The sequence below is a fragment of the Plantactinospora sp. B5E13 genome, assembly GCF_039871775.1.
In the GTDB taxonomy this organism is placed as follows: domain Bacteria; phylum Actinomycetota; class Actinomycetes; order Mycobacteriales; family Micromonosporaceae; genus Plantactinospora.
Genome location: NZ_JBDPLT010000059.1, coordinates 28,056 through 51,864, shown reverse-complemented (window position 1 = coordinate 51,864; position 23,809 = coordinate 28,056). Strand labels below are relative to the sequence as shown.

At 68.5% G+C, this 23,809-nt stretch carries 22 protein-coding genes and 2 pseudogenes; 14 read left to right on the top strand and 10 right to left on the bottom strand.

Annotated elements, in window-relative coordinates:
• Positions 1-103 precede the first annotated feature (103 nt).
• Positions 104-538, bottom strand: coding sequence for a hypothetical protein (locus ABGB05_RS32920; RefSeq protein WP_347657860.1), 435 nt, complete (start codon positions 536-538; stop codon positions 104-106).
• A gap of 313 nt (positions 539-851) precedes the next feature.
• On the opposite strand from ABGB05_RS32920, the gene ABGB05_RS32915 reads away from it, so the two are divergent.
• Positions 852-2,069, top strand: coding sequence for a hypothetical protein (locus ABGB05_RS32915; RefSeq protein ID WP_347657859.1), 1,218 nt, complete (start codon positions 852-854; stop codon positions 2,067-2,069).
• A gap of 98 nt (positions 2,070-2,167) precedes the next feature.
• Here the strand turns inward: ABGB05_RS32915 and ABGB05_RS32910 are convergent, their stop codons facing one another.
• Positions 2,168-3,061, bottom strand: a complete 894-nt coding sequence (locus ABGB05_RS32910) for an NlpC/P60 family protein (protein ID WP_347657858.1) — start codon at positions 3,059-3,061, stop codon at positions 2,168-2,170.
• A 173-nt stretch (positions 3,062-3,234) separates the two neighbouring features.
• Between ABGB05_RS32910 and ABGB05_RS32905 the strand changes: the two genes are divergently transcribed.
• From ABGB05_RS32905 to ABGB05_RS32895, 3 genes are all read left to right on the top strand, one after another.
• On the top strand, positions 3,235-3,393 hold the full coding sequence (locus ABGB05_RS32905; RefSeq protein WP_347657857.1) for a hypothetical protein: 159 nt from the start codon (positions 3,235-3,237) through the stop codon (positions 3,391-3,393).
• Positions 3,394-3,898: 505 nt separating this feature from the next.
• Positions 3,899-4,372, top strand: a complete 474-nt coding sequence (locus tag ABGB05_RS32900) for a DUF1877 family protein (protein ID WP_347657856.1) — start codon at positions 3,899-3,901, stop codon at positions 4,370-4,372.
• A gap of 451 nt (positions 4,373-4,823) precedes the next feature.
• Positions 4,824-6,161: an amino acid permease gene (locus tag ABGB05_RS32895; RefSeq protein WP_347657855.1), complete on the top strand. Its 1,338-nt coding sequence runs from the start codon at positions 4,824-4,826 to the stop codon at positions 6,159-6,161.
• A 141-nt stretch (positions 6,162-6,302) separates the two neighbouring features.
• Here ABGB05_RS32895 and ABGB05_RS32890 read toward each other — a convergent pair whose 3' ends face one another.
• On the bottom strand, positions 6,303-7,091 hold the full coding sequence (locus tag ABGB05_RS32890; protein WP_347657854.1) for an ABC transporter permease subunit: 789 nt from the start codon (positions 7,089-7,091) through the stop codon (positions 6,303-6,305).
• Positions 7,084-7,998 carry an ABC transporter ATP-binding protein gene (locus tag ABGB05_RS32885; RefSeq protein ID WP_347657853.1) on the bottom strand — a complete coding sequence of 305 codons (915 nt, stop codon included), beginning with the start codon at positions 7,996-7,998 and terminating at the stop codon, positions 7,084-7,086. Before ABGB05_RS32885 ends, ABGB05_RS32890 begins: the two co-directional genes overlap by 8 nt.
• A gap of 151 nt (positions 7,999-8,149) precedes the next feature.
• On the opposite strand from ABGB05_RS32885, the gene ABGB05_RS32880 reads away from it, so the two are divergent.
• The 3 genes from ABGB05_RS32880 (at position 8,150) to ABGB05_RS32870 (ending at position 10,841) form a co-directional block, all read left to right on the top strand.
• Positions 8,150-8,539, top strand: coding sequence for a MarR family transcriptional regulator (locus tag ABGB05_RS32880; protein ID WP_347657852.1), 390 nt, complete (start codon positions 8,150-8,152; stop codon positions 8,537-8,539).
• Between the two features lie 339 nt (positions 8,540-8,878).
• Positions 8,879-10,174: a potassium transporter TrkG gene (locus ABGB05_RS32875; protein ID WP_347657851.1), complete on the top strand. Its 1,296-nt coding sequence runs from the start codon at positions 8,879-8,881 to the stop codon at positions 10,172-10,174.
• Complete coding sequence (locus ABGB05_RS32870; RefSeq protein ID WP_347657850.1) at positions 10,167-10,841, top strand: TrkA family potassium uptake protein; 675 nt, start codon at positions 10,167-10,169, stop codon at positions 10,839-10,841. Before ABGB05_RS32875 ends, ABGB05_RS32870 begins: the two co-directional genes overlap by 8 nt.
• 281 nt (positions 10,842-11,122) lie before the next feature.
• Here ABGB05_RS32870 and ABGB05_RS32865 read toward each other — a convergent pair whose 3' ends face one another.
• The 4 genes and pseudogenes from ABGB05_RS32865 to tnpA all read right to left on the bottom strand — a co-directional run.
• Positions 11,123-12,247, bottom strand: coding sequence for a helix-turn-helix domain-containing protein (locus ABGB05_RS32865; protein ID WP_347657849.1), 1,125 nt, complete (start codon positions 12,245-12,247; stop codon positions 11,123-11,125).
• An 85-nt stretch (positions 12,248-12,332) separates the two neighbouring features.
• The gene (locus tag ABGB05_RS32860; protein ID WP_347657848.1) at positions 12,333-13,130 is read right to left on the bottom strand and encodes an ABC transporter permease subunit; all 798 of its coding nucleotides are present in this window, start codon (positions 13,128-13,130) and stop codon (positions 12,333-12,335) included.
• Positions 13,127-14,026, bottom strand: coding sequence for an ABC transporter ATP-binding protein (locus ABGB05_RS32855; RefSeq protein ID WP_347657847.1), 900 nt, complete (start codon positions 14,024-14,026; stop codon positions 13,127-13,129). The genes ABGB05_RS32860 and ABGB05_RS32855 overlap by 4 nt, the downstream gene beginning before the upstream one ends.
• 207 nt (positions 14,027-14,233) lie before the next feature.
• A pseudogene (gene tnpA / locus ABGB05_RS32850) lies at positions 14,234-14,422 on the bottom strand (IS200/IS605 family transposase); the annotation flags it as partial.
• Between the two features lie 100 nt (positions 14,423-14,522).
• Here tnpA and ABGB05_RS32845 point away from each other — a divergent pair.
• The 3 genes from ABGB05_RS32845 (at position 14,523) to ABGB05_RS32835 (ending at position 17,403) form a co-directional block, all read left to right on the top strand.
• Positions 14,523-15,707: an FAD-dependent oxidoreductase gene (locus ABGB05_RS32845; RefSeq protein ID WP_347657846.1), complete on the top strand. Its 1,185-nt coding sequence runs from the start codon at positions 14,523-14,525 to the stop codon at positions 15,705-15,707.
• Positions 15,708-15,842: 135 nt separating this feature from the next.
• Positions 15,843-16,226: a DoxX family protein gene (locus tag ABGB05_RS32840; protein WP_347657845.1), complete on the top strand. Its 384-nt coding sequence runs from the start codon at positions 15,843-15,845 to the stop codon at positions 16,224-16,226.
• A gap of 283 nt (positions 16,227-16,509) precedes the next feature.
• The gene (locus ABGB05_RS32835) at positions 16,510-17,403 is read left to right on the top strand and encodes an RNA polymerase sigma-70 factor (protein ID WP_347657844.1); all 894 of its coding nucleotides are present in this window, start codon (positions 16,510-16,512) and stop codon (positions 17,401-17,403) included.
• Positions 17,404-17,458: 55 nt separating this feature from the next.
• Here ABGB05_RS32835 and ABGB05_RS32830 read toward each other — a convergent pair whose 3' ends face one another.
• On the bottom strand, positions 17,459-19,051 hold the full coding sequence (locus ABGB05_RS32830) for a carboxylesterase family protein (protein WP_347657863.1): 1,593 nt from the start codon (positions 19,049-19,051) through the stop codon (positions 17,459-17,461).
• Between the two features lie 364 nt (positions 19,052-19,415).
• On the opposite strand from ABGB05_RS32830, the pseudogene ABGB05_RS32825 reads away from it, so the two are divergent.
• The 4 genes and pseudogenes from ABGB05_RS32825 to ABGB05_RS32810 all read left to right on the top strand — a co-directional run.
• Positions 19,416-19,601, top strand: a pseudogene (locus tag ABGB05_RS32825) (helix-turn-helix domain-containing protein); the annotation flags it as partial.
• Positions 19,602-19,634: 33 nt separating this feature from the next.
• Positions 19,635-20,108, top strand: a complete 474-nt coding sequence (locus ABGB05_RS32820; protein WP_347657862.1) for a hypothetical protein — start codon at positions 19,635-19,637, stop codon at positions 20,106-20,108.
• 90 nt (positions 20,109-20,198) lie between these two features.
• Complete coding sequence (locus ABGB05_RS32815; RefSeq protein ID WP_347657843.1) at positions 20,199-21,113, top strand: ABC transporter ATP-binding protein; 915 nt, start codon at positions 20,199-20,201, stop codon at positions 21,111-21,113.
• Entirely contained in the window at positions 21,113-22,771 is a 1,659-nt protein-coding gene (locus tag ABGB05_RS32810) for an ABC transporter permease (RefSeq protein ID WP_347657842.1), read from the top strand. Before ABGB05_RS32815 ends, ABGB05_RS32810 begins: the two co-directional genes overlap by 1 nt.
• A gap of 246 nt (positions 22,772-23,017) precedes the next feature.
• Here ABGB05_RS32810 and ABGB05_RS32805 read toward each other — a convergent pair whose 3' ends face one another.
• Positions 23,018-23,767, bottom strand: coding sequence for a class I SAM-dependent methyltransferase (locus ABGB05_RS32805; RefSeq protein WP_347657841.1), 750 nt, complete (start codon positions 23,765-23,767; stop codon positions 23,018-23,020).
• Between the last annotated feature and the right edge of the window lie 42 nt (positions 23,768-23,809).

The following is a 23,809-nucleotide window of genomic DNA, read 5'->3' as shown; positions in this document are numbered from 1 at the left end:
ACTCATGACCCCATCCTGGGCCGTCACCACGCCAACAACAGTATTCAACGCTTCTCGATCCTGAACTCGCCCTGTCCGACGGACTTGCTATGAGCCGCTGGCCTCAACTCACCCTGACAGACAGGGCGAGGCCGGAGGCTCCGTTGAAGGGCACGCTGTGACTGCAGGTCGTAGATGGGCCAAGAGTCACCGGACAGGTCTTCACCGGGGCGAGGATGATGCCGTGCTGGGCAATGCCGATCTGCATGAAGATGGCGTCGGTCTCGGTCGCCAACCCGTTGTCGTCGGTCCACCGGCAGGCAACGGCCCAGGTCACGTTGAGGTAGCCGTTGTACACGGTGACGTCATTGCCGTAGCTGACATGACAGAGGATCGGCGCACCGGGTGCCTGCACGCTGATGGCGGAAGGATCGCTGAACGCGGCGCGTGGGCCGAGTGCTTGTGCGGCGGCCGGCGTGGTGCTCAGGGTGAGGCTCGCCAGCGAGGCGGCGAACACGACGACGAGAAGACGAAAAGATCGTAGACGTCGCAGTTTCATGAGGCTCCTTGTAGCTTGCGAGTGAGTCGTAGCCGTGGTGCCTGGTCGACATCCGTCGACTTTCGCGGTGGCTCAGGGACGCACATGGTGAACCTCCATTCCGGCGCTGCGGTCGCTGTCCCTGTGGCACGGAGCAGTCGAGTCGATGGTCGGTACGGCGAGCCGATACCGATCACCCAGTCGACAGTTGCGACTGCGTAAGGGCTACCAGTGACGATGCGGTCATCGACTGGATTCCTACTGAACACCGACTGGACGCCAGGATCGTTGAGGCCGACCAGAGCGGTCAGCCAGGGGCGGTGGGTCGAGCAACATGCTGCTGCAGTACTCGGCACACCGGTTCCGGTTCCACGACCTGCTCCGGCTCTACGCCGACAAGCTGGTCGAGGCGGAGAGCAGCCGGACCCGACACGACGCCTTCGCACGGCTGCTGGCCTCGTACGCCGAGCGGGTGACCGCTGCGATGGACCGGGCGCTGCCCCAGATGGTGCGGCTCGCCGGCCATCCCCGGCCGGAGGGCCAGTTCCCGGACGAGAAGCGGGCAGCGGCCTGGCTCGCCGCCGAGGCGACCGCGCTGGTGCTGCTGGCCGAGCAGGCCGGCCGGGACGGCGGGCTCGCCGACTTCGCCTGGCGGATCGCCGACCAGCTGCACGGCTACCTCCTGGTCAACCCGCACGTCGACGGCTGGACCCGGATCGTCGGGGCCGGCTGGTCGGCGGCGGAGCGTTCGGCCGACCGCCGGGCGCGGGCGGCGATGCTGATGTCCAGGGGGCAGGCCCGGAGCATGGTCGGTCGCGACCTCGAAGGTCTCGACGACGCGCTCACCGCCCTGCGGCTGGCGCAGGAGTGCGGCTGGGACGCGGCGGCAGCCTACCTTTCCCACAACGTCGGCTGGCAGTACTACGAGTTCGGCCGGCTCGCCGACGCCGAGACGTGGTTCGGCCGAACTCTCGACCTGACCGCGCACGAGCCCCTGGGGCACATCCGCGCGGCGGTCCTGAACGGCATCGGCATGAACATGCTCGACCGTGGCCGCTACGAGGACGCCGCGACGAGCCTCACCGCCGCCCTGGAGATCAACAACGCGACGGGGCGCGAGCGTTCCGCGCTGGTCAACCGGGGAAACCTCGCGAGCGTACTCCGGCAGCGTGGTGAACTCCTCGACGCGGCCGAGCAGCTCGACACCGTCCTGCGCAGGCACCGGCGGCGCGGCGACCTGCGCGGCGAACTCTCCACCCTGGACGACATGAGTCGGCTGGAGATCGACCGGCGGAACCTCGCCACCGGGTTGAGCCTGGCCCGGCAGGCACACGATCTCGCGGTCGAGACGTACGACCGGCGGGCCCAGACGATGACCGCCGGCACGCTCGGAAACCCGCTCCGGGAGAACAGCGAGATCGCGCAGGCGCTCGACGTACTCCGGGACGGGGTTGCGATGGCGAGGCGGCACTCGTACCGCTATCTGGAGACCAGGGCACGGGTGGGCCTGGCCCGTGCCCTGGCGCTGGCCGGTGAGCCGGATGCGGCGTGACACGAGGCCGGCCGGGCCGAGCGGGTCGCCCACGACCTGGGGTTCGGGACGCTCGCGACGGAGGCGAGGACGATCGGGGCGGACCCGCCGGCTCCCGACTAGCCGGTGACGCCGACCAGCCGGTAGTAGCCCAGCGGGGGCTTGAAGTCGACGCTCATGTATCCGATCCCCGCCGCCGGGGTCATGGCCGAGTACAACTGCCCACCGCCCGCGTACTGGCCGACGTGGCCGTCGTAGAAGACCAGGTCCCCGATTTTGAGCTGGCTGCGGCTGACCCGGATGACGTCGCGGCTCTTCAGGTTGGTGAGGTCGGCATTGTTGTTGTTGGCCTCCGAACGCGCCCAGTCGTACTGCTGCGCCGACGACCTGACGCCGCCCCAGCCGGGGAAGTTGACCACCCGTTCGTAGGCGAACTTGACCAGGCCCGAGCAGTCGAACGCGTCCGGACCCTCGGCGCCCAGGACGTAACGCTTGTCGATCTGGTTGAGGGCGTACTGGTAGGCGAGCCGGGTGTAGTTGTAGGTCTTCTTCGTCACCGAGCACGCGGTGCCCTGCGCGCTCGTACCGTTGCTGACCTTCACCTCCAAGTGGTTGAACTGGGCGATCCCGGCCGGGTCCCAGGACATGCCGCCGCCGCTGGCGGAGGCGCCGTAGCCGCCGTCGACGCCGAACACCACCTCGTCGTTCCGGAAGACCCAGCTCCGGCCGTCGCCGGAGTCGTCCCTGGCGGCGATCTTGATCAACGGCGACTTGCCGTCCGAGCTGGTGTCGGTCAGTTCCCAGTGCACCTTGGCGGTGCGGGTACCCTCCCACTCGACCTGGATGACCGCGCGGGCACCCGGGCAGCCGACCGGGATCTCCAGGCTCGGGTTGCCGATCGGCGCGGCCGAGGCCGGCGCGGCCATGGCGACGCTGGTGGCCAGGAACACCGGTATGGCGAGCAGTATCGCGGGAAGTGACCGGCGTCGCCGGCCGGGCGTCTTTGTGAGCATTCGACTCTCTCCCTCGGTTCGTCCGTCCTGTGATCGGACGTCAGGGAGACTAGGAATCCGGCTGGCGCCGCCGATTCCCGTACCTCACCCGTACCGGGACGCCTGTACCGCGCCAGAACTCGTCGCACAGGCTGTGAGCTGGGAGTTCTCGGCTCGGTTTGATGATCGTCGGTATGGTCGTGCGGTTGCTGTACCGGGGAATGATCCACCTGTTCACCGGATCGGGGCTACTGATCCCGGGCGACAGAGCGCTGCTGGTCGAGGTCCTCGCGCTACGGCACGAGGTGGCGGTGCTACGCCGCCAGGTTCCGGTCCGGCCGGGGCTGTCCTGATCGGACCGGGCGATCCTGTCCGCCCTCGCCCGCCTGCTGCCCCATCGGATACGGGTACACCGGATCGTCGGCCCGGCCACGTTGCCGAACTGGCACCGACGGTGCAGCTGGGACACCATCCGGTATGGTCCTCGTCGGGAGAGCGGCGCCCTGCCCGGTCGCGAACACCCACGCCCTGGCCGACAGCTTCGGCGGTACGTCGACGATCTCCTCACCGTCGGCGAGTAGCCGGTCGGCGATGTGTCGGACGATGCCCTCGCAGCCCCCGATAGCAACGCTACTTCGAGCAGTGCAAACCTCTCTCCGCCCTGGGGCGACGCCCGGGCCGCGCAGGCCAGATGAGAGCCACACGACCGGCGTGGGCAGCCGAAATGAGAGAGCGACAGCCCGGGCGCCTCGACCGAAGCCTGGCCGGACCACGGTCGCAGGTCAAGGAAACCAGTAGCCGATGAGCGGACATGTCGCGCCCGCTCAAGCCGAGATCAGCGCGTCCGAGGGAGGTCCTATGATCGACACCAAGTTATGTCGAGTCGAGGGGACAGCGATGGGCATAGTCCACGTATTCGTTCGGGCAACCGAAGAGGAATTGGCACGCGCAGTCGCCGATCCGACGAGCTTCGAAGGGACGTCAGGCCGTCCCCCGGATGAGATGGCGGACCTTGACAAGGCGTTGCCAGACATCCAGGAGCTCCTCGTCGAAGCGGACATCAAGGTCGACCTGGAACTGGGCGGCAAAATGATCTTCCCCTACGGCAACAACACGGACTTCGTCATGGTCTGGAGCGTTGACGACGTCGCCGACACCGCCGAACAACTCCGCAACGTGCCGTTCGACCGGCTGGCCGCCTTCGTTGACGACCCGGACCTCGTTGACGACCCGGACGAGCTCGACTACCTGAAGGAATACTACGAGGACATGGTCGGCTTCTTCGTTGCGGCGGCGGAGGCTCGCGCAGGCGCTTTCATGATCACGGCTTAGCGTCACTGCACATCTCTCGCGATGAGCGCAGTGAGCGTCTTTTCCACGAACATCCGAGGAAGGAGCCTGGTGGCCGTGGGGCGACGGGGACCCGGCATCTCCCTGCTCCAGGTGCCTCTGCCGGTCGGGTGTTGTCTCGCGGACGGGTGAGACAGGTCCGGGTCGGCGGGTACGGCGTTGTTCTGTCGGAGGCGGCGGGCGTAGCAGGCGGCGTACGGCACCCTGTTGGGCCTGTCGAGGGCCCGGCGCGACCGACGACGAGACCTCTCGTAAGACGAGACTTCCCGTACCAGGCCCAAACCAAATTTAAACCAGCATAATAATCATTAGCTGGACATATGGCGTTGATTCTGGTCCGAGTGCGGTGACGGCCGTCTTGTGTCGGAGGGGTTGCCCATTGCCTGGTCCTCGGCGGCGCCCGCGCCCAGCGGCGGACTACAGGGCAGGCTGGTTGAACAGCCGGCCGGTCCTGTTGTTCGCGTTCGCGTTCGCGGTGATGGCCGATCCGGTGTCCTCGGTGGCCTACGCGATCGAGGCGGCCTTGCGGGCGTTGGACGCCGACCTGTCGCTGCTTCTTCCGACGATGGCTCTCGTCGTGGGCCTGATCGGGCTGGTGATCCTGAACTATCACCAGTTGGTCGCCCGTTATCCGCAGGGCGGGGGCGCCGCCTCTGCCGCTGGGGAGGCCTTCGGTGAGGCGTGGGCGTTCATCCCGATCGGGGCGCTGATCGTGGACTTCGTCCTGACCATCGCAGTCAGCGCGTCCGCCGGGGCCGCCGCGTTGATCGCCTTCATGCCCGGCCTGGCGTCGTTCCGGGTTCCCCTGGCGCTGCTGCTGATCGTCGGGGTCGGCGGGCTGACCTGGTTCGGTCATCTCGGCCGGGCCGTGTTCGCGCTGATGACGGTCGCGTTCGTCGGCGTCGCGGTGGTCGTCATCGGCTACGCGACCCAGGCCACCCCGCACCCGACCGGACAGGTCACCGCCGTGGAGCCCCGTCCGGCGCTGTTGGCTGTCGCGTTGGCGTTCCCGGTCGCCATGGCCCTCGCCACCGGGGTCGAGGCGCCCTCATCGGCGATCGCCCAGCTCGGCCAACTCGACGACGCCGGACGGCGCCGCTTCGGCCGGGTCACCCTCTGGACGACCCTGGGCATCGTCGGGATCATCACTCTTGGCCTGACCACCCAGGCGGTCCGGCTGCGGGTCGGCGTCCCGCACCCGGACACCACGCAGGTCGCCGAACTGGCCCGGGTCGCCGCCCCGGCCCCGGTCTTCGCCGCGTTCCAACTGGTGACCACACTCCTGCTGCTCGCCGCCGCCAGCTCGTCCTTCCAGGCGGGCCCCGGCTTGCTGAAAGCACTGGCCCGACAACGGCAATCCGACGGAAGCACCTTGGGAATCCTGCCCGCCGTGCTGGCCCGCACGAACTCCCGCCACACCCCGGTCTGGGGAGTGCTGTTGTTCATGGTCGTGTCAGCGTTGCTCACCATCGCGGCAGGCGGCCGTGATCAGGAGCTCGTCCTGTTCTATGCCGTCTCGGTGTTCCTCAGTTTCCTCGCCGGACTCGGCGCGATGGCCGTCTTCTCCCGCCGTGAGCGGCGCCGAACACTGCTGGTGATCAACCTGCTCGCCGCCGTCGGGGTCGCCTTCACCCTGCTGGTCAACCTCTCCCGAGGTGATCCACTCGTCTCCCTCGCAGCGGCGTTGCTCATCGCCGCCGGCCTGTACTGGCTCTGGGTGCGATCCGGACGCCCGCGCGGAATCCGTCACGCGAGCGCGGAGTCCGGCTAGGTCCGGGGCATTTGGCCGGAGGTGGGACCTGGTTGCTGGTGGCGTCGGCCCGCCCCGCGAGGTACTGCGCCAGAGCGCGGATCCGGTGCGAGAGGTTGTCCCGCCGGCCTGTCGGTGGTCGGCGGGACGGGGTGGCGTGGTTCAGCTGGTCAGGTCGCGGCGGTTGAAGACGGTGGTGGCGATGAGGACGAGTACGGCGATGGCTGCGGCGAGGATGCCGAGGTCGGCCCATTGGAAGCCGTTACGCAGGGGTTCGTTGCCGATGTAGTAGTGGAACGGGGAGGCGTAGCGGAGGCCGTCGGCGCCGATCTGGGCGGCGAAGGTGTTCGCGGCGTAGGCGAGGACACCGACGCCGGCGCTGCCGGCGAGTGCGGCGGCGCGGCTGCCGGTGGCGGCGCCGACGGTGATGGCGATGCTGCCGAAGACGGTGGAGAGCAGTGCCAGTGCCGCGCACTGGGCGGCGAACTGTCCGATGCTGATGGTGTCGAGTTGGGCGCCGGGGCGGACCGCGAGCATGGCGAGCAGGACGAGGCCGGCGAGGGCGCTGGCGCCGATGGCGAGCGCGGCGCAGCGGTGGAGCAGGAGTCTGGTGCGGCTGACCGGGTGGGCGAGGAGGAGGTCGAGGTAGCCGGCTTCCTCGTCGCCGGCGATGGCGCGGGTGCCGGTGGCAATGCCGTAGATGACGGCGATCAGGGGCACGATGATGCCGAAGACGCTGGAGCCAAGGTAGCCGGCGGCGCTGGCGATGTCTTCCATGTTGAGGGCTTCGCGCAGAGCGGGGGAGAAGCCTTCGACGGCCTGGCCCATCGCCCCGTCGGCGACCTGCGGATAGAAGCCGGCGTACATCGTGCCGACCAGAGCGGTGCCGACGGCGAAGCCGGTGAGGCTGCGGCGGGAGTCCCAGAGGGTCTTGGTCAGGACGTTAGGCACGGCTGGGCTCCTTGGCGGCTTCGGTGGTCTGGTAGTAGGCGAAGAAGAGCTCTTCGAGGTCGGGTTCGCTGGCCCGCAGGCTGGCGACCTGGTGTCGGGCGAGGACCTGGATCAGTTCGTTGGGGTCGGTGGCCAGGGCGAACCGCGCGGTCGGGCCGTCGATGGTCAGGTCGGAGATGCCGGGGAGTGTGGCGAGGGCGGCCTGGTCGACCGGGTCGGTGAAGGTGATCTCGAACCGGTGTAGGGCGTGGTCGCGGAGCCGGGCGACGGTGTCGAGGGCGACGAGGCGGCCTTCCCGGATGATTCCGACCCGGTCGGCGACGGCCTCGACCTCGGTCATGATGTGCGAGGACATGAAGACGGTCTGTCCGGCGGCCTTGGCCTCGCGGACGAGGTCGAGGAAGGTCTGTTGGACGAGCGGGTCGAGTCCGGAGGTCGGCTCGTCGAGGATCAGCAGGTCGGGGCGGTGCATGAACGCCTGGACCAGGCCGACCTTCTGCCGGTTTCCCTTGGACAGTGCCTTGATTCTGGCGGTCAGGTCGAGATCGAGGCGGGCGGCGAGTTCTTCGATCCGCGCCCGGGGTACGCCGCCTCGCAGGTGGGCCAGGAAGGTCAGGCATTCGCCGACCCGCTGGCGGGGGTTGACCACGAAGTCGCCGGCGAGGTAGCCGATCCGACGGTGGAGTTCGACGGCGGGCTCGCGGGCGTCACGGCCGAACAGCCGGGCCTGGCCACTCGTGGGGCGGATGAGGTCCAGCAGCAGCCGGATGGTGGTGGACTTCCCGGCACCGTTCGGGCCGAGGTAGCCGAACACCTCGCCCTCGGCCACCGCCAGGTCCAGCCCGACCAACCCGCGGCGGGTTCCGTACGTCTTGGTCAGCTTCTCCAGCTGAATCACGTCTCCCATGACCGCCACAGTATCAAACTTTCAGAGATTTCTGAAACTTCGAAGCTGTTAGGATTTCGTCAAGACGAGTGACGGGAGGACCGGAGTGTCAGCCTTAAGTGATTCGGCGGAGCGCCTTGCCCTGACCCTCAGCCAAGGGGGGATGCAACGAATGACCGCGCGTGTGCTGGCGACGCTGCTTTTCACGGAGCGGGACACGCTGACCGCGGGCGAGCTCACCGAACTGCTGACCATCAGTTCGGGCAGCGTCTCGACGGCGTTGAAGTCACTGACCTCGGTGGGGTTGATCGAGAGGGTGCCCGCACCCGGCAGCCGCCGGGAACACTTCCGCTTCCGCGAGGGCGCCTGGGCGACCCTGATGTCGGAGCAGAACCAGCTGGTGAAGGTGATGCGGGAGGCCGCCGAGCAGGGCATCACGGCCACCGGTGAGGACAGCGCGGCCGGTCGCCGCCTGTCCGAGATGCGGGACTTCTACGACTACCTGTGGCGAGAGCTGCCGGCCGTGATCGACCGGTGGAAGGCCCAGAGATCGAGCCACTAGCCACGTCATGAGACGGCTGGTGCGACGCCGAAGACGGCGACGGCGCCGGACTCCTGGCGGTCGTCATGGGCCCGACAACCGGTCTTCGTCTGGTGGTCCAGTGACATCAGTCGTCGCAACGCCGAGCGGTGGCGGCCGCGGCGTCCGGACGCCTCGTGAGCAGCCGCCTTCGGCATCGACAGATGTGGTCAGGCTAGGGTCGTCCGGGCAGTTCCGCAGACGCGAGCCTTCCTGCGGGCGTGATGGGGTTGGCAACGGCTGGGAGACCGAGTGCGAAGGTGGCGTCGACGCTTACGACTGAGTGTGCTGGCTCAGTTTCAACAGCCAACCCAGGTGGTCGTGGGCGGGTTCGCCGCCGCGGTCGCGGTCGGCACCGCGTTGCTGTCGTTGCCGACCGCGACAGAGTCGGGACAGCGGACCGCGCTGGTTGACGCCCTGTTCACCGCCACCTCGGCGGTGTGTGTGACCGGGCTGGTCACGGTAGACACCAGCGGTCACTGGTCCAGGTTCGGCGAGATCGTCATCCTGGCACTGATCCAGGCCGGCGGGCTGGGGATCATGACGCTGGCGACCATGTTCACGGTGCTGCTCGCCGGGCGACTCGGCCTGCGGGGCAGGTTGCTGGCCCAGGTGGAGATGAAGACCCTCGGGCTGGGTGACATCCGCCGCCTGGTCCGCAACATCGTGCTGTTCAGTCTGGTCAGCGAGGCCATCGCAGCGGCAGTGCTGACTGTCAGGTTCGCGGTCGGCTACCACGAACCGTTTGGAAGTGCCGCCTACCACGGGGTCTTCCATGCGGTGTCGGCATTCAACAACGCCGGCTTCTCCCTCAACAGCGACAGCATGGTGCGTTATGTCGCCGACCCGTGGGTCACCCTGACCGTGGCATCGGCGATCATCATCGGAGGTCTCGGGTTCCCGGTGGTGTTCGAACTCGCTCGGAACTGGCGGCGCCCCAGGACGTGGTCGGTGATGACCCGCATCACCGTGTTTCTCACCGTGACGCTCCTTGCGACCGGCACCGCCGTGTTCACCCTCGCCGAGTACGCGAACCCGGCGACCCTTGGCCGGCTGGACGCGCCGGCCAAACTACTCGCCGGTTTCTTCCACTCGGTCAACACCCGCACGGCCGGGTTCAACAGCATCGACGTGTCGGCGCTGCGCCCGGAGAGCCTGTTCGCCACCGATGTGCTGATGTTCATCGGCGGAGGCAGCGCTGGCACCGCGGGTGGCATCAAGGTCACCACCTTCGGACTGCTCGCGTTTGTCATCTGGTCGGAGATGCGCGGCGAAACCAGGGTCAACGTCGGCCGCCGCCGGATTCCGGAAACCAACCAACGCCAGGCGCTCACCGTCGCGCTGCTGGGAATCGGTGCGGTGACGGTCTCCACGTTCGTACTGTTGGCCCTGACCGCCCACAGCTTTGACCGGGTGCTGTTCGAGGTGGTCTCCGCCTTCGGCACCGTCGGCCTGTCCACCGGCATCACCACCGATCTGCCGCCGGCCGCGGCGCTGCTCCTCGTCGGGCTGATGTTCCTGGGCCGCACCGGACCGTTGACACTCGCCTCCGCGCTCGCGCTGCGGGAACGCACCCGCCGGTTCGAACTTCCCGAGGAAAGGACGATCGTTGGCTGACGAAACGGAAGAGATGGTCGTGGTGGTCGGGCTCGGTCGTTTCGGCGGTGCGCTCGCCCTGGAACTGCACCGCCAGGGCACCGAGGTGCTCGCCGTCGACCACCGGCCGAAGGTGGTACAGAGCTTCGCCGGGCAACTGCCGCACGTCGTGACCGCCGACACCACCGACATCGAGACGTTGCGGCAACTCGGCGTACCGGAGTTCCCCCGCGTGGTCGTGGCGATCGGCACCGACGTCGAGGCCAGCATCATGACCACCTCGCTGCTGGTCGATCTGGAAATCCCGGACATCTGGGCCAAGGCGATCAGCCGGCAGCACGGCAAGATCCTGCAACGGATCGGCGCCCACCACGTGGTGCTACCCGAACACGACATGGGAGAGAGGGTCGCCCACCTGCTCACCGGCCGCATCCTCGACTACATCCAGGTCGACGACGACTACGCCATGGTCAAAACCAAACCTCCGCGGGATGCGGTCAGCGTCCCGCTGCGCCAGTCCCGGCTCCGCAGCCGGTACGGCGTGACCGTCGTGTCCGTCAAGAGACAGGCCGACGGACGGGAAGCCACATTCACCTACGCCACCCCGGAAACCGTGTTGATGTACGGCGACATCGTCCTCGTGGTGGGCCGGATCAGCGACGTCGAGCGATTCGCCAACGCCCACTGATCAGACGGACCGGCGCGGCGTTTGCCCGCGCAGGACGTGTTCCGTGCCCGGACGCACCACAGCGGCCGCTGCGCCTCGAGCGCACGGAGGATCTCCCCGGGCAGAACGCCAGCGGGTCCGTCGATGATCGGCAGACCGCTCTGGAGGGGCAGCAACCAGGCGTCACGATCTACTCCACGCCGGCGGCACCGAACTTCGGCAGGTACCACCACCGGCGGTGAACCTTTCGCGCTGTGGGTTCCGGCCTGCCGATGGCAGCACCCCTGGTTTCGCCACAGGTCCTACGGCTCGGGCCAGTCGAGTAGGCGGGCGCCGAGTACGGCGGCTTGCAGGGTGAAGCGTTGGGTGGGGTCGTCGGGGTCGTACCCGGTGAGGTGACGGACCCGGTCGAGCCGGTAGGCGACGGTGCGGGCGCTGATGTGTAGTTGCCGGGCGGTGGCGGTGGTGTTGCCGTGGCAGGCGAAGAAGGCGGTCAGGGTGTCGAGGATCGGGATGGCGCCCCCTCGGGCTTCGGTCAGGGGAGCGAGAACGGTGTGGACGAGGTCGGTGATCGCGGCGCGGTCGCGGAGGAGGACGGGAAAGACGAGCAGGTCCGCGGCGCGTAGGACGGGGGTGGTGAGGCCGAGTCGGTCGGCGAGTTGCAGGGTGTCGCGGGCCTCTTCATAGGACTGTTGGATGCCGCTTGGGCCTGGGTGGGGGCGGCCGACGCCGATCTGCCACCGGTTGTCGGTGCCGAGGGCGGTGAGTAGGTGGTGGGCGATCTCGCCGGTGGTGCCACGAAGCGCGGCTGGGGTGATGCAGATCAGCAAACCCTCGTGGGTGGTGGTCAGGATGTTCCGGCTGCCGAACCGGGAAGTGAGCCCTGCCTCGACGCGCTCGAGCACAGGGTCGGTGAACGTGGTGGCCGCGCGGGCGACGATGACCTGGTGTCGGCCGGCGAGTTGGACCGCGAAGCGGTGGGCGTGTTCGGCGAGCCGCCCGGGGTGGCCGTGACCGTAGAGCAGGTCGTTGATGAACTCGCGGCGGGCGGCGTGGTCGCGGCGGGCGGCGTGCAGGTGCGAGCGTTCGTGCCCCTCCGCGGCGGCGTCGAGGAGTCGCCGAGCCGCGTTCCAGACGGCGGTGGCGGCGGCGCGGGCGGCGCTGGGGGTGGGTGCGTCGGCGATGCCGGGCAGGGTGGGCAGGAGGGTCTCGGCGGCGTGCAGGTAGGCGGCGGTGAGGGTGCGCAGGGTGATGTTGAGGTCGGCGGCCCGCTCTCCGTGGCGTCGGCACGCGTCGAGGTCGGCGCGTTGCGGGCGTCGACCGGTCGCTGCGGCGGTGGCGAGGGTGTCGAGGTAGCCGTGCAGCAGTTCGGCTGGCACGTCGAGCGTGCCGACCTCAGCTGGTGAACTGGACGGCTCGTCACTCACGGCGGGCTCCACGGCGAGAACTCTATGGTCACGGGCGGCTTGCTCCGTCCGGTGCCGACGACGCCCGCCGGCACCGGACGAGACGTCAGACGGCGAGATCGCGTCGCTCGAACGCTGCGGCGGCCGCCCCGACAAGAACCGCGATGATGCCGGCCAGGACGAGAAGGTAGCCGACGTGGAAGCCCGTGTGGAGCGGGTCGGCGCCGAGGTAGTAGTGAAAAGGCGAGAGCCAGCGCAGCGGGCGGACGGCGTCGAACTGGTTACCGAGGGCGTGCAGCAGGTACGTGGCAACGGCGACGCTACCGGTGGTGGCCAGCACGACGGGACGTCGTCCGACGAACGCGCTGACGGTGAGGGCGAGGGTGCCGAAGCAGAGCCCGACCAGCAGCAGGCCGAGGGAGGCGGCGCTGATCCTGCTGGCGCCGACGTTCATCTCCAGCGCAGCGGCGAGGGCGAGGACGAGCAGCCAGACGACCGCGCCGACGGCGACCACCGCGACGGTGAGGGCGGCGAAGCGCTGCAGGACGAACCGGCGGCGGCTGATCGGGTTGGCCAGCAACAGATCGAGCACGCCGGCGTCCTCTGGCCCGGCGATCGCGCGGGCGCCGAAAACGGTCGCAGCCATGATCAGCAGTAGCGGTACGAACACGGTGTAGATGACGGCCTGCAGGTAGCCGGCACCGCTGGACAGGTCCTGGAACGCCAGCGCGGTCTGCATCCCCTGCGGGATGCGGTCGGCAGCGGACTCGGCGGCCTCCGGATCGCCCTTGAACTGGGACCAGGAGGAGACGTAGATGGTGACAAAAACGCCTATGCCGATCATCCAGCCGGCGACGGCTCGCCGGTAGTCACGCAGGGACTTGCGGATCAGGCTGGGGATCACGACGTCGTCTCCTCGGACTGGTGGTAATAGCTGAGGAAGGTTTCCTCCAGGTCGGGTTCGGTGCTGATGAGGTCGACGACGGTGTGTCGCCCGAGGGCCTTGATCAGCGGGTCGAGTTGCCCGTCGACGGTGCAGCGCAGCACAGGTCCTTCCACGGAGACGTCGGTGACGCCCGACAGGCCGGTGAAGTCGGCCGCCGCCGGCGGCTCGGCGAAGTGCACCTCGACCTGGCGGACGGCTCGTCTGCCCAGCGACTCGACCCGCTCGACGGCGACCAGCCGGCCGGCGCGGACGATGCCGACCCGGTCGGCCGCCGTCTGCACCTCGGCGAGTACGTGTGAGGACATGAACACCGTCTGCCCGTTCGCGCGGGCCTCGCGGACCATCTTCAGGAACTCCTGCTGCATCAGCGGGTCCAGGCCGGTGGTCGGCTCGTCGAGAATCAGCAGCTCCGGCTCGTGCATGAACGCCATCACCAGGCCGACCTTCTGCTTGTTGCCCTTCGACAGGCCACGAATCCTGCGGGACAGGTCCAGTTCCAACCGCTCCGCAAATTCGGCGATGTGTCGGGCGGAGACGCCGCCACGGGCGTCGCCGAAGAACCTCAGCAGGTCAGCCACCCGTTCCCGACCCTCGAACGCCAGCTCGCCCGGGAGGTAACCGATCCGGCGTCGGGTGTCGACGCCGTGCCGGGGTACGGCGCCGAGCACCGTGGCGGTGCCCCGGGTGGGACGGATGAAGTCCAGCAGCAGCCGGATCGTGGTCGTCTTCCCAGCTCCGTTCGGACCGAGATACCCGAACACCTCACCCGGCTGGACCCGCAGATCGAGATCCTCCAACCCGCGGCGACCGCCGTAGAACTTCGTCAGGCCCCGGGCCTCGATCACCGAGTTCACGAGACATCCCCTCGCCCAATGTGTAGTAGTGACGTGTCGGCCCTGGCCGGCACGCGACGGATTTCCACCATGCCGGCAGCCTTGTCTCGCCCCCAGCGGGTTTCCAGGCCGATGTCGGGACAGATCCGGGCAGTGTTCGTTGCCGAATTTCAGCAACGGACAAGGCGGGAACCCCGCCGTGCACGTTCACGGCCGGGAGGAACGCGGTCACGGGCCGGGACGTTTCTGGTTCTCGATGTATTCGCGTACGACGGTCAGCGGCGCGTCGCCGCAGGAGCCGGCGAAGTACGACGGCGACCACAGGTGTCCGCCCCACAGGTATCGGGACAGGTGGGCGTCGAACTCCTTGCGTAGGTAGCGGGCCGACACGCCCTTGAGGCTGTTGACCAGCTGGGCGTGGCGAGTCACGGCTGTGGAGTGGTCTGCCTCACACGCCGTCAGGACGCTCGGTTCCGCGGTGTCTTGAGGCGGAACCCCTGGAAACGGAGGAGTCACTATGGCTGGGAACACCAAGGTGGTGGTGGTTGGTGGCGGGTACGCCGGTGTCATGGCGGCCAATCGCCTGACGCGGCGCGACGATGTGGGCGTGACGTTGATCAATCCCCGTCGGATGTTCGTCGAGCGGATTCGCCTGCACCAGGTGGTGGGCGGGTCGGACGACGCGGTCGTCGACTACCGAGAGGTCCTTGCCGAGGGCGTCCGGCTGGTGGTCGACACGGTGACCCAGATCGACGCGGCCGGTCGCGGCGTGACGCTGGCAGCCGGCGGCACGGTCGGCTACGACTATCTGATCTACGCCGTGGGCAGTGGCAGCGCCGGCCTGAGCGTTCCCGGAGCGGCCGAGTTCGCCTACCCGATTGCCACCCTGGAGGAGGCACAGCGGCTGCGGCCGGTCGTCGATGCTGCTGTCTCCACCGCGCCGGTGACGGTTGTCGGAGCCGGTCCAACCGGCATCGAGACCGCCGCCGAACTGGCGGAGGCGGGTCGTACCGTGACCCTGGTCTGCGGCGGGGTACTCGGTCCGTATCTGCACGCCCGAGGTCGGCGCTCGGTTGCCAAGCGGCTGGCCAGGCTCGGCGTGACCGTGCTCGACGGCCCCGGCGCGAAGGTGACTGCGGTGACTCGCGACACCGTGCGGCTCGCGGGCGGCCGCGAGTTGCCCAGTGCGGTGACCATTTGGACCGCCGGGTTCGGCGTGCCGGACCTGGCCGTCCGCAGCGGGCTGAGCACCGACGCGCTGGGCCGCCTGCTTACCGACGAGACGTTGACGAGCGTGGACGACGTACGCCTCGTCGCGGCCGGGGATTCGGCGGCCCCGTCGGACCTGCCGTTCCGGATGAGCTGCCAGGCCGCGACGAGGATCGGCGCGCACGCCGCCGACACCGTGCTGGCCCGGATCGCGGGTACGCAGCCAACGCCCATCAACCTGGGATTCTTCGGCCAGTGCATCAGCCTGGGGCGTCGCGCCGGCATCTTCCAGTTCGCCTCCAGGGACGACAACGCGAACGGGTTGCACATCGGCGGAGGCCCGGGCGCGAAGCTCAAGGAGTTCGTCTGTCAGCACACCGTCAAGCATCTGGCGAACGAGGCACGTAAGCCCGGTTCGCTCACCTGGGTCAAGGATGACAAGCGCCAGGAGTTGCTGCGGGCCAAGCGCGGCGGGGCGCCGGCCAACCGCTGAACAAACAGCCCGGGGTCACGGGTCGGCGATCCCAGTTCGAACGACTGCCAAACACCGAGGGTGTCCCGTGGGAGCTCCGGCCTGTGTCGGCGGGCCCCGGGTCCCCGAAGCCACCTAGACAAGGCAAGGAAACGCATGAACGTCGCTCTTTGGATTGCTACCGGGCTGCTGGCGGCAGTCTCCCTGACCGGGGGCATCACCAAGGTGTTCGTAGCCAGGGAGAGATTGGCTGCGCTGAATGGCGGAGAATGGACCAGACACGCCAGCGTCGGCTTCATCAAGACCATCGGGGTCCTCGAACTCCTGGCTGCGGTTGGTCTGGTCCTACCCGCCGTGCTCGACATCGCACCGTTCATGGTGCCGGTGACCGCCGTCTGCTGGGTGCTGCTCATGGTCGGCGCGGCGATCATCCACGTCCGCCTTGGCCAGCTCAGGTTGGTGATGGTGAACCTGGGCTACGTCGCGCTTGCCGCCTTCATCGCCTGGGGCCGCTTCAGCCTTGAGCCCTTCACCGGCTGACGATGATGTGCTGCTGGCGGGGCGGTGTGGTGTCGGCGCGGATCATCCGGAAGCCCGGGCCGCCCGGTGGTGGCGGCTTGCTTCGGTCGGAACAATTGGCTGCTCCCCGGCCGAACGCACCCGACAAACCCGGTCGAGGGACGAACGCGGCGTCGCCGGTCGGGACGAGACGGGAACCTCGTCAGCAGCACGGCCAGCCGAGCCAGGATCAGGGCTTCGCTGTTGATACACGATCGAAGGCCTTCGGCGACCAGGGCCGGCGGCGAGGATGAAGGGTCGAGACATGAGCGACACCACTGACCCGGCGACCGACACCTTCGTCGCCCATCGGAACCTGCTCTTCACCGTCGCGTACGAGATGCTCGGATCGGCGGCCGACGCCGAGGACGTCCTCCAGGAAACCTGGCTGCGATGGATCAAGGTGGACGCGGAGCATGTGCGCGACCAGCGTGCCTACCTGGTTCGGATCACCACCCGGCAGTCGCTCAACCGGCTACGCGCAATGAAACGCCGGAAGGAGGCTTATGTGGGCCCCTGGCTGCCCGATCCGCTGCTCACCGCCCCGGACGTGGCCGAGGACGTCGCGCTCGCCGAGAGCGTGTCCATGGGACTCATGATCGTCCTGGAGACACTGTCACCGACCGAACGTGCCGTTTTCGTACTGCGCGAGGTCTTCGATGTCAGCTACGGCGAGATTGCGGCCGCCGTCGGCAAGAGCCCCGCGGCCGTCCATCAGATCGCGCATCGCGCCCGCCAGCACGTTGACGCCCGCCGCCCCCGCCAGGTCGTCTCCCCCATCGAGACCCGGGCGGCTCTGGCCGCGTTCCAACGCGCGGTCGAAACCAGGGACCTGCAGGGCCTCCTCGACGTGCTCGCCCCCGACGTTGTTCTGGTCGGCGACGGTGGCGGTGTCAAGCACGCCGCGCTGCGGCCGGTCATCGGCGCCGAGAAGGTGGTCCGGATGTTCTTCGGTGGTCTGGGCAGGGTCGAAGGCAGGCTCACCGGTGAACCGACCGTGGTCAACGGCAACCCGGCACTCCTCGTACGCCTGAACGGCGAGATCGACGGCATTATGGTCATCCGTGTCGAGGGCGCCCGCATCGCCGGCATCTACTACGTCCGCAACCCGGAGAAGCTGACCCGCGTCGAAACCGAGACCCCGCTCACCCTGCGGTGAACACCGATGCCGGAGCGGGGACCCGGGATTCAGGCTCGCGGTTGCCCGGGCATGGCTACAGCAGGCCGAGCCTCTCGTCCGGAAAGTGCTTCCATGCGAGTCGTTCGGCGGCGAAGGGGTCCTCCACCAGTTGCGGACGGTGGTCGAGGAGCATCGTGCGCCGCTTCGTCCCGTACGTCGACCAACGCCCGGTCCGGCTGTTCGAGGGGTCGCCAGTATGGGCGAAGGCCAGCCAGGCGTCCTGGATGTTGACCGACAACGCGTCGATCGCTGGACCGGTGCCGTTGAAACGCTCGTCGTGGGTGCCGAAGACGAGTCCCAGGTCGAGCGCGTGACAGCAGCCCAGGAGGCCGTCCAGGATCGGGGCCGGATAGGTGCCGAGGAAGTGGTAGGCGGCAACATGGTGGTGCCGCTTCGCCTCCACGATCCGAATTGTCGGCATCCGCACCGCCCGGTCGCCCTCGATCGCCATGTGCAGGTCAAACGGGCTGGTCCAGGCCTTCCCTCGGGCGGCCATCAACGGACGGTACGTGTCAATCAGCCGCTGGACATGCTCGGCGGGGATGAGGATCCCGAGCTGTTGGATGAGTTGCTCCTCGGTCATCGGGGGCAGTGCACCCTGTCCCAGGGCCAGCCGATGTTCGTCGAGCTGCGACCCGGCGAGCAGCGAGACATCGGACGAGGCGCCGTTGCGGATTGCGTCGATCGGCCGCTCAAGCAGGTTGACCCCGTCGATGACCGGAAGATAGTGCATCGCGCCGAGGTGCGGGTCGACGGCCGCCATGTGCGGCACGATGGCGGAGGACGCCTGGACCATCTGTTGCGGCGTGAGCGCTCGGATCGCCTCCACGTCACCAGGTCTGATCTTGAGGGAGTTGAGGTAGATCTCCGCAATGAGTGCTGCCCGTTCCACGGTCTGGGCCGTGTGTCCGGCACTGCTCTGCAGGATCACCCGACGGAACAGGCCCCTGGCGGGCGGGGAGGCCATCAGGAACGCGCAGTCCACCGAGCCCGCGGACTGGCCGAAAACCGTGATGTTGTCCGGGTCGCCGCCAAACGAGCGGGCGTTCTCGTGTATCCACTGGAGTGCGGCGATCAGGTCGAGTCGGCCCTCGTTGCCGGTGGACGGGATCCGGCCGCCGGTCACCTCGTTGAGGTTGAGATAGCCGAGCGCGCCGAGCCGGAAGTTGACCGTCACGACGACTACGTCCCCGCGGCGGGCCAGCGAGCTGCCGTCATAGTTGGGCTGTCCGCCGGAGCCGTACTCGTATCCGCCGCCGTGGATCCAGAACATGATGGGCCGGTGGGCATTGTCCAGACCGGGTGCCCAGACGTTCAGGAAGAGGCAGTCTTCGCTGCGCTCGCCGGGCACCGTCAGGTATGCCCCGGCGAATTCACTGGGCGGCTGCCTGTGCTGCGGTGCGACCGCGCCGAAGGTCTTGGCTGACCGTACGCCGTGCCACCGCTTCTTCGGCTGCGGCGGCAGCCACCGCCGGTTGCCGGTCGGAGGCTCGGCGTAGGGCACACCACGGAAGACGAAGAGCCCGGCTTCCTTTGTCCCTTCCAACCTGCCGCAGGTGGTGCGGATGACCGGATCGGTTCGGGGACTCGAATGCGGGCCCGCCGCAGCGGGATGGCCAGCGGACATCACCAGCGGAAGGGCAAGACCCGCCCCGAGAAGCGTTCTCCGGTTGACGCTGACCTGCTCCTCGTCGGTGGTACGCGGGAGTGAGATGCCGGTTCTTGCAGCCGTGTGGCGAAACGTGACCATGCCGACCACCCTCGCCCCGGCTCACCCGTCTTTCCAGGTCGATGTTCCGACAGGGGCCGGGGTTGTTGCCTGCCGAACCTCGGCAAGGGGGAGCGGTCCTCCCAGGGCTCGGCGGTCCCCACGGGACGATTCGGTTGGAGGCCGCCCGGGCATGGCTGGTCAGTATGCGCCGGCCGCATGCCCGGCCCGCCGTGCCGCTCCGACCGTTGCGCCGGATTGAACGGGTGTTTAATGTGTTGGTATGGCATCGGCCGGCGTGGTTCCCGGCGAGCGGGATGGCGACGTCCTCACCGCTGATCGGATCCTCGATGCTGCCATCGAGCGGTTCGGATGTGACGGCTTCCATGTCGGGCTGCGCTCGATCGCCACAGCTGCTGGTGTGACCGCCGGCTTGGTCATCCACCACTTCGGTTCGAAGGCCGGGTTGCGTCGCGCATGCGACGAGCATGCCCTGGCGGTCATGCGTGAGCAGAAGACGAAGGCGCTGACCGACGGCACAGCGGCGATGTTCATGGCGCAGCTGGCCGAGGTCGAGCAATTCGCACCAGTGGTGCGGTATCTGCTGCGCAGCCTGCAGGCCGGCGGCGACCTGGCGATGACGCTGATCGAGCAGATGATCACCGACGCCGAAGCGTACCTGGCCGCGGGGGAGGCGGCCGGGGTGATCCGGCCCAGCCGCGACCGGGCTGCCCGTACGCGGTACCTGGCCTACCAGGCGACGGGCGGCATGGTGTTGTGGTTCAGCGTGCACGGCGCGGCAGTGGGACCTGAGTCGTTCCGTACGCTGTTCCGCCGGTACGTGGAGGAGATCACCCTGCCCGCCCTGGAGCTCTTCAGCCAGGGGTTGCTTGTCGACCGGTCGATGCTCGACGACTACCTGATGTACGTCCCGGATCCGCCGTCGGACGGTGACGCGGCCACGGCCGCACGGTAATCACCACGCCCCGCGTGGGCTTCTCCTCACCATCCGACGACACGTTGCCCAGCGAGTGCTCAGGGCTGCCTTCGAACGGGACATACGACCATGACTGCTGCCATCGACATCCAACACCTCGACAAGTCCTTCGGCCGGGTAAAGGCGCTGAACGGGCTCGACCTGTCGGTCGAAACCGGCCACGTGCACGGCTTCCTCGGCCCGAACGGCGCCGGCAAGTCCACCACCATCCGGGTCCTGCTCGGACTGCTGCGGGCGGACTCCGGCCAGGTCCGCATGCTCGGCCGCGACCCGTGGACGGACGCGGTGCCGCTGCACCGCCGGCTCGCCTACGTACCCGGTGACGTGGAGCTGTGGCCCAATCTGACCGGCGGTGAGGCGATCGATCTGTTCGCCCGGCTCCGCGGCGGCACCGACTCCGCCCGGCGGGACGAGCTGTGTGAACGGTTCGATCTGGACCCGAGCAAGAAGGGGCGGACGTACTCGAAGGGTAACCGGCAGAAGGTGGCCCTGATCGCCGCGCTGGCCAGTGACGTCGAGTTGCTTCTGCTCGACGAGCCCACCGCCGGACTGGACCCGCTGATGGAAGCGGTGTTCCAGGACTGCATCCGGGAGGCGAAGGCCGCCGGCCGGACCGTCCTGCTGTCCAGCCACATCCTTGCCCAGGTCGAGGTTCTCGCCGACCAGATCTCGATCATCCGGCAGGGCCGGATCGTCGAGACCGGCTCGCTGGCCGAACTGCGTCACCTGACCCGTACCTCGGTCGAGGCGATCACGGACCGGCCCGCCGACGCGCTCGCCAGCCTTCCCGGCGTGCACGACCTGCGGACCGAGAACGGCCACGTCCGCTTCGAGGTCGAGGGCGACCACCTCGCCACGGTGGTGCGGCAGTTGGGCGAACTCGGTGTGCACGGGTTGACCGCCCGCCCGCCGACGCTGGAGCAGCTGCTGCTGCGCCACTACGACGACCGGCTTCGCGACGACGCTGCCCGGCAGGTGGCGTGATGCCTACCGTGGATGCCGACCAGCCCACGCGTGCCGCCGGTCCCTCTGGGACGGTGCTCACCGGGACCGGCACGCTCCTGCGCTTCATGCTGCGGCGCGACCGGATCCGGTTTCCCGCGTGGACGCTCGGGCTGACGCTGATGATGACCTACTACTCGACCGCGATCGGTGGCGTCGTCCAGAGCCCGGAGGACCTCGAAGGGCTGAGTGCGTTCTCCGGCAGCCCGGCGGGTGCCCTGTTCGGCGGGCCCGGTTTCGGGTTCGACGAGTTGACCATCGAGCGGTTCCTCGCCGGCCAGTACGGGCTTTACATGTTCGTCGGCGCCGCACTGATGGGGTTGCTCACCGTCGTCCGGCACACCCGGGCGGAGGAGCGCAGCGGCCGGGCCGAACTGGTTCGCGCCAACGCCGTCGGCCGACACGCCCAGCTCACCGCCGCGCTGACCCTCGCCGCCGTGATGGGCGTGCTGGTCGCGCTGCTGGTCGGCGGGCTGATGACCGCCCTCGGCTACGGTGTGGGCGGGTCGCTGCTGTTCGGCGCCGCCATCGGCGCCGTGGGGTTGGCCTTCGCGGCGGTCGCGGCGGTCACCGCCCAACTGTCGGAATACCCTCGGGCGGCTGGCGGCATCGCCGGTGCCGTCCTCGGCGCGACCTTCCTGCTACGCGGCCTGGGCGACATGGCAGCGGTGCAGGGTAACGGTCCCTCGTGGTTGTCCTGGCTGTCGCCGATCGGCTGGTCCCAGCAGACCGCCCCGTACGTCCACGACCGCTGGTGGCCACTGACCATCTCGCTGGCGTTCGCAGCGGCGACCGCCGCCGTGGGTTTCACGCTGTCGGCGCGCCGCGATCTCGGTGCGGGCCTGATCCCGCCGCGCCCGGGTTCCCCCCGTGCCGCCGGCTGGCTGGCTGGTCCGCTCGCGCTCGCCTTCCGGTTGCAACGGGCCAGCCTGATCGGCTGGAGCGCCGCCCTGCTCGTCAGCGGCCTCGCCTACGGATCGTTCACCCAGCCGATACTCGACGGCTTCGCCGACGCACCCGAAGACCTCGTGGCGGTGATGGGAGGCTCGCAGGACATGCTGGCCGGCTTCCTCGGCCTGATGGGCCTGACCATGGCGTTCACCGTCGCGATCTTCGCCGTACTCGCCGTGCACGCTCTACGCGGTGAGGAAACCGGCGGCCGTACCGAGCCCATTCTCGCGACCGCCGTCAGCCGCCCCGCCTGGATCGGCAGCCATCTCGCCGTCACCGCCGTCGGCGTGCCCTGGCTGCTTCTCGTCGCCGGCGCCGGAATGGGGATCGGGGCGGCGGTGAGCACCGGTGACGCCGCACTGATCGGCGACCTCATCGTCGGGCACGTTGCCCATACCCCGGCGGTCTGGTTCGTCCTCACCGCCGCCGCCCTCCTGTACGCGGCTGCGCCACGGCTGCTGCCGGCGATCTGGGCAGTCCTCGGATACGCCCTGATCGTCGGCTTCTTCGCACCGATCCTCGACATCCCCGCTGGCGCCGTACACCTGTCGCCGTTCGAACACATCGGGGAGTACCCACTCGACGAGGTCCGTATCGCCGCCGTACTCGTCCTGACCGTGCTCGCCGCTGCGGTCGCCCGGACGGCCGTGGCCGCGTTCCGCCGACGCGACCTGACCAGCTCCGCCTGACGGGACGACACCATCGTCGCGACGGCAAGCCGTTCGGCCCACGCGGTGACGAAGACGAGGTGGTGAGGGCGGCGGCTGTTCCACGAACGCCCTCACCACCTGCGACACCTGGTACGGTTGAATAGCTTCAATGTGATGGCCGCCGTCCGAATGCTCAGGGAGGACTCGTGGCGGCGGCCGCGCTCGGTCGGTGGCAAATGAGTGCGCCAACGCGTCGATTGACGAGTACGTCTCCCTCGGCAGTTCTCAAGGGCGGCGAGCGAGCAGGGAGAACGAGTTCGGCAAACGGCCCTCCCACGCGGCCGCCGCGACATCGTCCGGACGCCAGAACGGCTCGGGATACTCGGCGAGATGCAGGAGCTCCATCCCGGCCGCGACCACAGTGGTGACGATCTGGCCGAGGGTCCATTGCCACTCCACCGCACCGTTGGCGGGGAAGGTGTCGTTGACGTGACTTCGGCCGAAATAGCTTCTACCCGGGCGAATGCGTGGCTGGTCGGTGTCCCACGTCCACAGCGGCACCGCCGGATGCGCTTCGTAGACAAACAGGTGCCCCGACGGTCGCAGCACGCGCACGATGTCGCTAGCCCACGCCGCCAGGTCGCGCATCCAGATCAGCGCGCCTTTGCCCGTGTAGATGAGATCGGCGCTCGCGCCTGCCAACGGCAGCTCGGGCACTGCCGCAACAACGTACCGGCAGGCGACACCGACCTCTGCGGCCCGCCGTTGCGCCGCGTCAACAGCCACCGCGCTGTAGTCAATACCGACCACCGACCTCGCGCCGGCCTGTACAAGCGCCACGTCCTCCAGGCCGTGGCCGCTCTGCAGGTGCACGACCTCCGGCGAACGGGCCAGTACGTCGTGCAACAGCTCACGTTCCGTCTCGATCAGTGACGAGCCGGCCGCCGCCTGTGCCAAGAGATCCTCGTACTCGCGCACATACTTCTGCGACGCTGTTTCCCAGGCAATCCGGTTCGAGTGCGTCGTGCGATCCACAAGGGGATGATCCTGGCATGGTGATGGTGCGTCAACTGTATT